Source organism: Pseudoalteromonas rubra (assembly GCF_004212645.1).
In the GTDB taxonomy this organism is placed as follows: domain Bacteria; phylum Pseudomonadota; class Gammaproteobacteria; order Enterobacterales; family Alteromonadaceae; genus Pseudoalteromonas; species Pseudoalteromonas rubra_G.
Genome location: NZ_PPUZ01000049.1, coordinates 100,135 through 111,037, shown reverse-complemented (window position 1 = coordinate 111,037; position 10,903 = coordinate 100,135). Strand labels below are relative to the sequence as shown.

The window sequence follows — 10,903 nt, the reverse complement described above, 5'->3', positions numbered from 1 at the left end:
ATGATTTAGGAAACAACGCCCAATGGCTCATCAAAAAGAGACTATGCGTTAGTTTTGAGAGACTCCCAAATAAAAACCGCTGTGCTGATGACGGCAGTTTAAAATTGGATGTCCTTGCAAATTTCCTAGCAAGTGAAAGTTGACTTCTATCGAACAAACTTTCGGTTTCCAGCATTAATCAATTAGGGTGCCGAGCATGAATTTGGCGCAGTTTTTCCTGAGCATATCGTGTAGGATGGTGATATCCTGCATGGTGTTTTTATCTAATTGGTTTTTGGCGAAATAAATTAGATAGAACAATGCCGTGTGTGTCCATCATATTGATTTAAAATATAATTACCTGGGAACTCCTCAGAGCAAGATGTTAGAAGCTGCCATTACCAGAACGTTATGAGTAGAAAAGTTAAGTACATAATATCCCTTTGTTTACTACTTGCTGTGGCTATAAATTTTGGCCCTGTACTATGGGGTATCTATCTAATCAATAAATCACAGAAAGATGCAGGTGGCGGAGAGGTCTTTACTGGACTGGTTTCAGGTGTATTTAATGAAACAACCCATAACGCTCTAAATCGCTTTGATTTGGGTTTTATTTCAATAGGGTTACAGGGTCGCTTTGTGGATGATAAGCTAGATGAGTTTAAACCAATGATGTATTCTTTTTCATCAGAAGCTGGAGAGAGTGTTGTCATTTCTAATAGGTTGTTAGAAGACGTAAATGTTGGTTATTTAGTTTCAAAACTAAGGCAGAGCAGTAACTTTGGAATTGATTTTATTTCCAATGACTTTGACTTTTTTAAAATCTTAATTAATTTGCAGCCAAACAATATTGGCGTTTTTAGCTCTCTATCCGAGATAAATCAAATGTTGGCGCTGCTAAGTTTTAGAGGTATTTATATCTACAAGTCTGAAAAGGAGTTTTATTACTTCAAGTTGGATGAAAAACTAGAAATAATTCAGCTGGTTGAGAGTCGAAGTAAAGGTCGTGTATTGCTATTTCACAATAAAGTTTGGTTGGGTGAGATAAACTACGATTCTTTAACAAAAGAAAGATTATCCATACTTCTTTCTAATATTAAAGTGAATTAAAATACTTATAACAAGCGGCTATGTCGGACGAATTTTCGCTGCCAATTTTTGCGCAAAAATACACAAAGTCGTCATCAGAAATTTGCTCGATGAGCGAGGCGTTAGGAAATTATGAAATTAATCCCCTACGAAAAATTCCAAATAGACACTGGCCTATCTTCTGAAGAGCTAGTACAACGAATTAGAGCGTTTACAGGGGAAAAGAAACTTTTCAGTTTCAGCCCAACACATGAATTTAGCGGCCATGTAAATGAATACGAATTTGAAATTACGAAAAATATTACGTATCAGAATTCATTTAACCCAGTTATTGAAGGCAAGATTGAGCAAAAAAGTGTTGGTGCACAGGTAACAATCTCGATGCGCCTGAACTTACCTACAATGATCTTCATGTTTATTTGGTTTTTAGTTGTCGGTATTGGTTGCATGGCATTTCTTTCAAATATGAATGAATTCTCCTTGCAAATGTTGATACCATTTGGAATGCTAATTTTTGGTGTTGCATTGGTATCAGGTGGCTTTTGGTTTGAAGCATCAAAGCAAAAAAGAAGACTCATCGAGTTGTTATCAAAAAAATAAGACAACTATGGATGGGGTGCCTAGGTCTCAGTAGGGGCTTATTCTTCACAAATTTTAGCCTAGTTTAAGACGCCCATAAAGCGGGGTTACCGCTAAAGCACGGCACATCGACCCACTAACACTCATATCAAACAAGGAACGAATACTATGACGAAGTTTATCGCCATTGCAGCGTTTGCAGCGATGGGTGTTTATCAATTATTTGTAGGTGACTTTATTACAGGCCTGGTCATGCTGGCTTTTGCCATTTTTTTCGCGGTGGTAGAAACCTCAAAGGGAAAGTCGTCAGGCACTTCTGTGCACACCTCCTATTACGACGGTGATTCGTCGGGCGGGGATAGTGGCGGGGGTGATTAGGCAAAATTACAACGGCCTCAGACCGCAGTCCTCCAATTCAGCCTTTGGTGAACATGTTGCCAAAACACACAAGCATGTGATGCTTAAGCGCTGTTTACCTATTCCGAGACAGATAAAACACCATTCAGATGCTGTGTAAATTCACCTTCGAACCGCGCCAGCTTTCCTACTTTTAATTTATTGTGTGTCAGGTAAAGGTAATCGTTGAACAGGCGCAACAGGCTCCAGCAGGCTACGCGTTGTTCAAGCCTTGTTTGTACTGCCGGGTTTTCACTGTAAAGCGCGATAGCGCGGGTTTGTAGAGCTTGGTCGGCGATGGGGCCTTTACCGTGCCAGTTGAGCAGGGCCAAATCAAAGGCCGGATCGCCAAAGTGGGCGCGCTCCCAGTCAATGGGGATAAGCTGCTGAGCAGGCGTGAGGATGAGGTTGCCAGGGTGAAAGTCGCCATGATTGAGCGTAAAGGTACTGAGCTGGTCAAAACAAGGCTGGTGCGCCTGCAATACCGGGTGTAGCGAGTGGTAGAGCTCGCTCAGTTTGGCCCGTTCAGTGGTGCGGCTGCGAAAATATCGCCAGACAGCGGTGAGGTGGTTTGCCGGGTTCAGGATGAGCCCGGCTGGGGCGCTGACTTTGCCGTGGCGTGGTGCGCTTATCTGATGGATTTGTTTGAGCAAGCGGATCACCTGCTCAAGATTGAGTGCAGCCCAGTCGGCCATGCATGTTCCCTCAATATAAGGGCGTAACAACGTCTGCTGGCCATTTTTACTTTGGTGGAGTTCAACCGGCTGCGCAAAGCGGGTGGGTGTCAGCAAGGTGTATACGTAGGCCTCAGTTTCTAACCCTGAACGATTGCGGTCAAGTGAGCGTTTACATACCCAAAGATTCCCATCATCTCTTGTCAGCAGAGTGTTGTTATGGGTCAGGCCGCCGTTAAGCGGCCTGTGCGGTGTAGGCTTGCGGTGCAATGGTGGCAATGCATTCACACTCATGGTTTATGTTGCATATTAACGCTGGTGATTAACGTCGATCCGGGTGCGTCCACTGGTAGGGCTGCATGGGCGAGTCCAGTTCGGTTTTGGCCAGGGCATTGGTAAAATTGGAGATAAGCTTTGCAGCCAGGCCGGTCAATACTTCCAGCGCTTGCTGCTTGTTGTATCCGGCAGCAAGAAACGCATTTAATGCGTCATCGCCAATGTGGCCCTGTTTGGCCAGCAAGGCTTTTACAAAGTCCTGCAGTGCTTGCAGTTTGCTGTCGGGCAGTGATGTGCCTTCGCGCAGTGCGGTGATCAGCGCCTCGGGCATACCGGCAGATTTCATCATCCAGGTGTGGCCGGGTACACAGTAGTGACAGTTATTTTGGTAGTTGGCGGTCATAAAAACCACCTGCTGTTCAACCGCCGACAAGCTGCTGTCCTGCATGAAAGCGGTAAAGGTGTCGTTATACGCCTTATAGGTGACGGCCGACTCAGCCAGTATTTTGTGTAGATTGGGCAGCATGCCAAAGCTGGCCAGCGACTGCTCCATCAGCGGCTTTGATTTTTCTGGTGCCGTATCGGGTTCATAATAGGTAAACATGGTTTTTCTCCTGCGCAATTCGGCTTAGCGGTGCATACCGCGAATGGGGTAGTTGTTATCCGGGTCGCGGATCCAGGCCAGTCCGTTGACCAGCGAGGTCAAGTCCGGGCGAACAAACGGGTTGTTAGAGATATCCGCCACCTGAATATTGCCGGCTTCATTGACGACAAACAGGCCGGGTTCCGCAAACGGATGATCGGTTTCCTGTGCGGAGCGCGGATCAGAAATAAATAAGCCCAGCGTGTTCATTTGCTCAAGGCTCAGGCCATAGCCCAGTTCAAAAGACACATCCAGCTGCTCGCTGTGGCTTTGCAGTTGTGCCAGGCTGTCGCCCGACACGGCAACAATATCGACTCTGATAGCGGCCAGCTTATCTTTGAATTGCTCTAGCTCGTTGAGGTAGCGGGTGCATAAGGGGCAATGGCGGCCCCGGTAAACCAGCACCAACTGCCAGCGCTGGTCATTATTGGCCTGTGCCAGAGGGCGAGTGCTGCCATCGGGCAAAGTCACCTGAATATCCGGGAACGGGCTGCCGGGGTGGAGTTTTTGGGTGTACTGTTCTGCCTGGCTCATGAGTATTCCTTAAAAGTGGGTGTTTAAATGGCTTTCGAAGCGTGCAAGGTCGCGCTCAATGTCTGCGTTTTTCATCACATCAAAACAGCTAAACGTAGGTATAGACTGCATGCCAAAGAACTTAAAGTTCATATGTGCCGGAAAGAGTAAGTCGTCTACACTTTTGCCTTCAAAAAATTCGTGCTCGTCATTAAACGACTCCGCCGGGGCATTAAAAGTCACAGACAGCATGTAACGTGTGTTAGTGAGTGTTCCGCCACGGCCATAATTGGCTTTGGGGTTGTCTGCCGAGCGGCCATCGCCATTACACAAAGCGCCGCCCATGCCTGCGGTGTATACCTCGTCCATGTACTTTTTAAATGACCAGGGCAGGCCCATCCAGTTGATGGGAGACTGCAGGATCACCACATCGGCCCAGCGATGTAGCTCAAGTTGCTGCTCAATATCCAGCGGCTCAGCCATAGTAACCACCCGGGTCTCATAACCTTTGGCATTAAGGTGAGAGACCGTTTTATCCACCAGGGTGGCGTTCAGTTTCCCCTCAGAAAATGGGTAGTACTGATGGGCGTTTATGATCAGGGCTTTGTTCATGTTTATTCTCCAGTAGGCTTAATAGCTTGTGTGGTTTATAATAGTAACCTGTGGCTTTTATTCAATTAGTTTACTTTTGGTAACCACCCTGGTTTTGGAGTTGTGACTGTGGAAAGTGTTGTTAAAACAGATAGTAAGGGCAGGAAAAAAGTTTTAAATGCCTGTCTGGAACCCTGCGCTATCGAAAAAGGTATGCGTCTGATTGGCTCAAAGTGGACGGGATCGATTATTTATCATCTTAAAAATGAACCTGTGCGGTTTAACGATCTGGCCAGAATGCTTGGCGGTGCCAGCAAAAAAATGATTGATCAGCGCCTTAAAGAGCTCGAGGCACGGGGTATGGTGCTGCGTACGGTTGTGAATGAACGCCCGGTGGCGGTTACCTATGAACTGACCGAGTTTGGCCGCTCGGCACTGCATATTCTTGAGCAGCTGCGGGTCTGGTCGGAATCTCATCAACTTGATTAAGGTAAAAGTATGCTTAATCAGTTCGTAAAGTGATCAGACCATGCTGCAAAAATCAGCATGCCCGGATCCAGATCAATTTCTGTTTATTTACTGTAAATAAAGGTGGCTTAATTGTTTATTCCGGGTTAATCTTCCCTCGTTCACAGGAGATGAGCTGAATGTGCCTAAAATAGGGCATATACGAGCGAAAGGAACCGGAAAAAAACGGTTACACACTTTTAATCAATTAACTTTTAATTATCATTTTAAGTTGCCCTCAGCGTCAATGGCTCTCGCCTGTCCTGTAAATTAAGCGCCTTTATTGCGCCTGATTGATGTATCACAACACGAGAGAGACAAGCTATGAAATCACTTAAGCGCACCAGAGATATCACGCCTCTGCCTTCGCGCAATTTTAAAATTACCGTCGATGATCAACCGGTTGAGGCCTGTGAAGGCGAAACTGTGTTGTCGGTTTTGCTGGCCGCAAACTACGCCAGAGTGATGGAAAACGACCGCAACGTGGCATCGGGTGCCTATTGTGGCATGGGCGTGTGCCATTGTTGCCAGGTTAAGATCAATGCAAAACATAAGCAGCGTGCCTGCCAAACTTTGGTGGAGCCACAAATGTCGGTCGAAACCCTGGCTAATCGTTTCAAGGAAGAGGGGATCAAACATGACTAGCCAGACACACGATAAAGTGGTGATTGTCGGCGGCGGCCCCGCTGGCACGGCGGCGGCAGCGGAGTTGGCACGGCATGGGTTAAAGTCAGTGATCATCGACGAAGCGCCTAAACTGGGTGGGGTGATCTATCGCGGACCACTGCGCCAGACCGACTCATTGCCACACCTGGATGACAATCTTAAGCGTGCCATGACCGCCTTGCAAACGCGTTATCAGGCCCACAGTGATTCCATAGAAGTTAAAACACAGACGCGGGTACTGGGCCCGGAAGGCAGCAATCAGCTGTTGCTGAGCGACAACTCAGGTTTGAGCCGTCAGCCCTATGGCCACCTGATCCTGGCAACGGGTTGTCACGAGCGCAGTGTGCCGTTTCCGGGCTGGCAGCTTCCCGGGGTAATGCTGCTTGGCGGTGTCCAGCTACAACTTAAAAGTGGTCTGGTCAGACCGGGGCAGCGCATGGCGCTGGTGGGCACCGGGCCTTTATTGCCTCTGGTTGCCTGTCAGCTGCACAAAGCGGGTGTAGATGTGGTGGGTGTCTATGAAGCCAGCCCGTTTGCCAAACTTGCCAAAGAAGCGGTGGCGCTGCTTAACAAACCTAAGCTAACGCTGTCTGGTATGAGCATGATGAGCTACCTCAAAAAGCACAAAATTCCGTTCAAATACGGCTGGGGTATTGTCAGTGCGCAGGGTAAGGAGCAACTGAGCAGCATTCAGGTGGCACCTTATGACAGTCAATGGCGCGCGCAACGAGACCTGGCGCAGCAGGTGGATGTGGATGCCATTGGCGTGGGTTACGGGTTTGTTGCACGTACTCAGCTTGCCATGCTACTGGGTCTGGAGCACCACTACAGTAAAGTCAGTGGCTATGTGCCGGTACTGGATGAGTGGCATCAAAGCCAGAATCACGAGGCATTTGTAGTAGGCGACAGCAACGGCCTGCTTGGCGCCGATGCGGCCATTTGCGAAGGCCAGCTGGCGGCACTACGCCTGGCCTGGCAATGTGGCAAAATCACCGAATCGCAGCTGAGTGCTCGCTCTACCAAAGTCAAAAACAAACTGGCACGGATTAAAAAATTCCGTTTCGGGTTTGATCGCTTCTCCGACCGCCAAAGCGGACTGTTGTCTCTGGCGCAGCCCGAGACTGTGGTTTGTCGTTGCGAGCAGGTGCGCCGGGAGCAGCTCGACGAAGCCATTGCTCAGGGCGTAAAAGACATCACCAGTCTGAAGATGCGAACCCGTATTGGGATGGGAGATTGTCAGGGTAAAACCTGTAGCTCTTATGCGCTGGATTATTTGCATGAGGCCGGTTTGACCGAAAATATCGGCGTGATCAAACCGCGTTTTCCTCTTGATCCTATCCCCTTTACCTTAATGGAATGAACACAATGAAAAAATATGATGTTGTCATCGCCGGTGGCGGTGCTGTGGGTGCGGCGTGCGCATACTTTTTAAGCCGCGATACTGATTTAAAAATCGCGTTAATTGATTTAAAGAAACCCGGTAATGCGTCGCGCGCTTCTGCGGGTGGACTGTGGGCCATTGGCGAGTCAGTTGGTCTGGGCTGTGGGGTGATCTTTTTCAAAACCTTGTCTAAGTTACACAGCGAAGCGAAGGGTGAAGAAGTACCCGTGATGCGCCCGCACCAGCTGCCTGACTGCTTTTTTGAATTTGCCCTGACGTCTAACAACATGTATCCGGCGCTGCATCGGGAAATGCTGGAAAAGCATGGGGTGGATTTTAAGTTTGAGCGCACGGGTCTGAAGTTCATCATGTATAACGAAGAAGACCGATTATACGCTGAGCAGATCACCCAGGGGATCCCGCATCTGGCCGATCAGGTACGCTGGCTGGATGCCGAGGAGCTTAAAAAGGAAGAGCCCTATGTAACGGATGATGCCATTGGCGCTATCGACTTTATCTGTGACCATCAGGTGAATCCGTATCGTCTTGTCGATGCCTATCTGGAAGGCGCGCGGCAAAATGGTGTGTCTTTGTATCTGAACACTGAAGTGACCTCCGTTATCCGCAACGGTAATGTGGTGGAAGGGGTGAAAACCGCTGACGAAACCTTTTTCTGCGATACCTTGATCAATGCATCTGGTGCCTGGGCCAATGAGCTGTATCAGCAGGCAACCGGGCGTACTATGCCGGTTTATCCGGTCAAAGGGCAGATTGTACTCTCAGAGCGCATGCCTAAGATCATGAACGGTTGTATCAGTACCAGCGACTGTTATATCGCGCAAAAAGACAACGGCGAGATCTTGATCGGCTCATCCACCGAAGAGAAGGGCTTTGATACCACCAACAGCCTGGACAAAATTCAGGAGCTGTCGCAGGGCGCAATGAAGTGCTTACCTATTTTGAAAGAATCGAGCATCAAGCGCTGCTGGGCAGGACTGCGTCCGGGTACGCCAGATGAGCTGCCGATCCTGGGACCGGTTGACGGCGTTGAAGGCTATCTGAATGCCTGTGGTCATTTCCGTACCGGAATACTGACCTCAGCCATTACAGGGCAGTTGATGACCGAGCTGGTGACGGGCAAAAAGACCACGCTGGATTTAACGCCGTTTAGCGTTGAGCGTTTTGAAGAAGCTGCACAAAAGGCGGGCTAAAACCGCTTAACTTACATACGCACAGGGAGCAAGGACGCTCCCGATTTCACTTTCCTGACAGGCTTATCTTTGTCAAAACCGCGTCATATCAAATACACAAAACTTCATTGATTATTTCTTAACACTTGGCTGCATTCGTGGTACAGTCCTCGCGGAAATTGTTATAGTATATCATAATGAAGGATTGATAATGAAACCCTTACACTCTGCGTGTCGTTTAAGTGTACTCTCTTTGTCTCTGGCTGCGGCGTTTTCTGTTTGTGCTGACAATGCCATTGAAACGATTGAAGTAACGGGAGAGCGTCAGGCCTATCGTGGCAACTTTAGTCATCTCCAGTCACCCGAATCTTTGTTTGAATTTGACGCTGAATTAATTGAAAAAACGGGTGTAACCGGACTTACTCAGGTGCTGGATATGTCGGCGTCGGTGAGTCGCCAGAACAGTCTGGGTGGCCTGTGGGACAGCTTTGCGATCCGCGGCTTTTTTGGTGATGAAAATGTGCCTAGTGGCTATTTGGTTAATGGGTTTAACGCGGGCCGCGGGTTTTCTGGTCCGCGGGACGTATCGGGTATTGAGCGCGTAGAGGTGTTAAAGGGGCCAAAAGCGGCCTTGTTTGGCCGAGGAGAGCCGGGCGGCTCAATTAACCTGGTGACGAAAAAGCCGACTTTTGCGTCTTCCAGCGAGTTTGAGCTGACTGCGGGCAGCCGGGCTCACCGTCGCCTGGAAGGGGATGTGAATGCCGTACTATCCAAGTCAGTTGCCGGACGTTTTATTGGTTTCTATCAGGAAGAAGACAGCTTCCGCGATACCATAGAAACACAAAAGCACGGCGTGATGGCTTCATTTGTCTTTGATCAGAGCCCAGATTCAACCTGGCATTATGACTTTGAATATGCCGAGCAGGAGATCCCATTTGACCGTGGTATCATCGCGCCGAATGGCAACTTCGACTTTATGCCCATTGAGCGTTTTCTGGGTGAGCCCGGTGATGGGCCAACCACGACTATGGTGCATGGTCATCAGCTTAACTGGTTGTACGATTTAAGTAGCGACTGGCAGCTAAGCTCCGCACTGGCATTCAGACAAACAGAGCTGGACAGCCTCTCCAGTGATGCAGATATCGCGCCGTCCAGACAAAAGTTATATCTCGACTTTCAGACGCTGACGCGTCAGCACAGACAGCGCGCTTACGATACCGACCAATATGTAGCACGTTTTGAACTGGCTGGAGATGTCACCACTGGCGCAATCAAGCACCACATCATTGTGGGCGTTGACTATGACCGATTTGAATTTGATCGTGACTACCGGGTTGCCCGCGCGCCTAAGCTGGCCACCAATCCGACTGATGCACAGTTGTATGCCATTAATATTCACCAGCCAGTGTATGGCCAGCATACGCCACCCACACCAAGTCCGGTGATTGTGCGTCAGCAAAACCAGTGGGCAACAGGCTTGTATATTCAGGACCAAATTGCCCTGACGGACGAATTTCAGGTGCGCATTGGCGGTCGTTTTGACTGGTTAAAGCAAACCACAGACGACAAGGTCAGAATGCAAAATGCTTCACAGTCTGAGCAGCACTTTAGCCCGCAGCTTGGCCTGGTGTATCAGTTCAGTGACAACTGGTCTGTGTACTCAACCTATGGTGAAGGCTACCGTCTGAACTTTGGTACTGACTATAAAGGCGATGGCTTTGATCCTAACCAGAGTGAGTCAATCGAGTTTGGCAGTAAGTGGTCGCTGCTGGATAACAATCTGGATATTACGCTGGCGTATTTCGACAGTGAGCAGACCAACATCATAGTTGCGGACATCAATAACCCCGGGTTTAGCGCTGCCATTGGTCAGGCGACCAGCCAGGGTATTGAACTGGACGTAGTCGGTCAGCTGCCGGCAGATGCCCAGATCCAGTTCTCATACACCTATCTGGATGCGCAGGTTGACAAGGACTCCATTGATACTGGTCTGGGCGTAGCCATTAAAAAAGGCGACGACCTGCTAAACATCCCTGAGAATTCTGCCAGCATTCAGCTGAGCCAGCAGTATTTGGTGGCAGGTAATGCCTTGTCTGCGGGAATTGGCGCGCAGTATGTGGATGAGCGACTGGGCCAGCGTGGCACAGATTTCTATCTGCCTTCTTACGTTACGGTAAATCTGTTCGCAGAGTATGCGATAAGCGAGCGCTGGTCGGTTAAGGCACAGGTACACAACGCCTTTGACCGTAAGCACTTTACTAACTCATATTCGCAGATGTGGGTACAACCGGGGGAGCCACGTAAGGTATTGGTGTCGACCTCTTATCAGTTCTAACTTTTGCCCTTCGACCTCGTGAGTCGTTTAATGTGTCCTTGCGCTCCCTGCCTGGGCACTTTTTTCTATCCTAAAACGGTTTTC

Annotated in this window: 12 protein-coding genes; 8 read left to right on the top strand and 4 right to left on the bottom strand. The window is 48.8% G+C overall.

Annotation, left to right across the window (positions count from 1 at the left end; all coding sequences use genetic code 11):
* The first annotated feature begins 390 nt into the window (after positions 1-390).
* The 3 genes from C3B51_RS18040 to C3B51_RS18030 all read left to right on the top strand — a co-directional run bounded on the left by C3B51_RS18040 (position 391) and on the right by C3B51_RS18030 (position 2,025).
* Positions 391-1,089: a hypothetical protein gene (locus tag C3B51_RS18040; RefSeq protein WP_130245959.1), complete on the top strand. Its 699-nt coding sequence runs from the start codon at positions 391-393 to the stop codon at positions 1,087-1,089.
* Positions 1,090-1,200: 111 nt separating this feature from the next.
* Positions 1,201-1,668 (top strand): hypothetical protein, encoded by a 468-nt coding sequence (locus tag C3B51_RS18035; RefSeq protein ID WP_130245958.1) that lies wholly within the window; start codon positions 1,201-1,203, stop codon positions 1,666-1,668.
* Between the two features lie 147 nt (positions 1,669-1,815).
* Positions 1,816-2,025 carry a hypothetical protein gene (locus C3B51_RS18030; RefSeq protein ID WP_130245957.1) on the top strand — a complete coding sequence of 70 codons (210 nt, stop codon included), beginning with the start codon at positions 1,816-1,818 and terminating at the stop codon, positions 2,023-2,025.
* Between the two features lie 98 nt (positions 2,026-2,123).
* Here the strand turns inward: C3B51_RS18030 and C3B51_RS18025 are convergent, their stop codons facing one another.
* From C3B51_RS18025 to C3B51_RS18010, 4 genes are read right to left on the bottom strand one after another with little or no spacing between them, the layout of a single operon-like run.
* Positions 2,124-3,011, bottom strand: a complete 888-nt coding sequence (locus C3B51_RS18025) for a phosphotransferase family protein (RefSeq protein ID WP_130245956.1) — start codon at positions 3,009-3,011, stop codon at positions 2,124-2,126.
* A gap of 28 nt (positions 3,012-3,039) precedes the next feature.
* On the bottom strand, positions 3,040-3,597 hold the full coding sequence (locus C3B51_RS18020; protein ID WP_130245955.1) for a carboxymuconolactone decarboxylase family protein: 558 nt from the start codon (positions 3,595-3,597) through the stop codon (positions 3,040-3,042).
* Positions 3,598-3,621: 24 nt separating this feature from the next.
* Positions 3,622-4,170, bottom strand: a complete 549-nt coding sequence (locus C3B51_RS18015; RefSeq protein WP_130245954.1) for a redoxin domain-containing protein — start codon at positions 4,168-4,170, stop codon at positions 3,622-3,624.
* A 9-nt stretch (positions 4,171-4,179) separates the two neighbouring features.
* On the bottom strand, positions 4,180-4,761 hold the full coding sequence (locus C3B51_RS18010; RefSeq protein ID WP_125719096.1) for an NAD(P)H-dependent oxidoreductase: 582 nt from the start codon (positions 4,759-4,761) through the stop codon (positions 4,180-4,182).
* 108 nt (positions 4,762-4,869) lie between these two features.
* Here C3B51_RS18010 and C3B51_RS18005 point away from each other — a divergent pair, with 108 nt between their 5' ends.
* From C3B51_RS18005 to C3B51_RS17985, 5 genes are all read left to right on the top strand, one after another.
* The gene (locus C3B51_RS18005; protein ID WP_130245953.1) at positions 4,870-5,229 is read left to right on the top strand and encodes a winged helix-turn-helix transcriptional regulator; all 360 of its coding nucleotides are present in this window, start codon (positions 4,870-4,872) and stop codon (positions 5,227-5,229) included.
* Between the two features lie 342 nt (positions 5,230-5,571).
* Positions 5,572-5,892: a 2Fe-2S iron-sulfur cluster-binding protein gene (locus C3B51_RS18000; protein WP_130245952.1), complete on the top strand. Its 321-nt coding sequence runs from the start codon at positions 5,572-5,574 to the stop codon at positions 5,890-5,892.
* A complete protein-coding gene (locus C3B51_RS17995; protein WP_130245951.1) occupies positions 5,885-7,273 on the top strand; it encodes an NAD(P)/FAD-dependent oxidoreductase in 1,389 nt (462 codons plus the stop codon). Before C3B51_RS18000 ends, C3B51_RS17995 begins: the two co-directional genes overlap by 8 nt.
* A 5-nt stretch (positions 7,274-7,278) precedes the next feature.
* A complete protein-coding gene (locus C3B51_RS17990; RefSeq protein ID WP_130245950.1) occupies positions 7,279-8,505 on the top strand; it encodes an NAD(P)/FAD-dependent oxidoreductase in 1,227 nt (408 codons plus the stop codon).
* A gap of 190 nt (positions 8,506-8,695) precedes the next feature.
* Positions 8,696-10,819: a TonB-dependent siderophore receptor gene (locus tag C3B51_RS17985; RefSeq protein ID WP_130245949.1), complete on the top strand. Its 2,124-nt coding sequence runs from the start codon at positions 8,696-8,698 to the stop codon at positions 10,817-10,819.
* The last annotated feature ends 84 nt before the right edge of the window (positions 10,820-10,903 follow it).

Excerpts from the sequence above, each read along its gene's own strand:
- C3B51_RS17985 (WP_130245949.1), top strand. The coding sequence starts at position 8,696 with ATGAAACCCTTACACTCTGCGTGTCGTTTAAGTGTACTCTCTTTGTCT.
- C3B51_RS18025 (WP_130245956.1), bottom strand. The coding sequence starts at position 3,011 with ATGAGTGTGAATGCATTGCCACCATTGCACCGCAAGCCTACACCGCAC.
- C3B51_RS18010 (WP_125719096.1), bottom strand. The coding sequence starts at position 4,761 with ATGAACAAAGCCCTGATCATAAACGCCCATCAGTACTACCCATTTTCT.
- C3B51_RS18015 (WP_130245954.1), bottom strand. The coding sequence starts at position 4,170 with ATGAGCCAGGCAGAACAGTACACCCAAAAACTCCACCCCGGCAGCCCG.
- C3B51_RS18035 (WP_130245958.1), top strand. The coding sequence starts at position 1,201 with ATGAAATTAATCCCCTACGAAAAATTCCAAATAGACACTGGCCTATCT.
- C3B51_RS18020 (WP_130245955.1), bottom strand. The coding sequence starts at position 3,597 with ATGTTTACCTATTATGAACCCGATACGGCACCAGAAAAATCAAAGCCG.
- C3B51_RS18000 (WP_130245952.1), top strand. The coding sequence starts at position 5,572 with ATGAAATCACTTAAGCGCACCAGAGATATCACGCCTCTGCCTTCGCGC.
- C3B51_RS18030 (WP_130245957.1), top strand. The coding sequence starts at position 1,816 with ATGACGAAGTTTATCGCCATTGCAGCGTTTGCAGCGATGGGTGTTTAT.
- C3B51_RS17990 (WP_130245950.1), top strand. The coding sequence starts at position 7,279 with ATGAAAAAATATGATGTTGTCATCGCCGGTGGCGGTGCTGTGGGTGCG.
- C3B51_RS17995 (WP_130245951.1), top strand. The coding sequence starts at position 5,885 with ATGACTAGCCAGACACACGATAAAGTGGTGATTGTCGGCGGCGGCCCC.
- C3B51_RS18040 (WP_130245959.1), top strand. The coding sequence starts at position 391 with ATGAGTAGAAAAGTTAAGTACATAATATCCCTTTGTTTACTACTTGCT.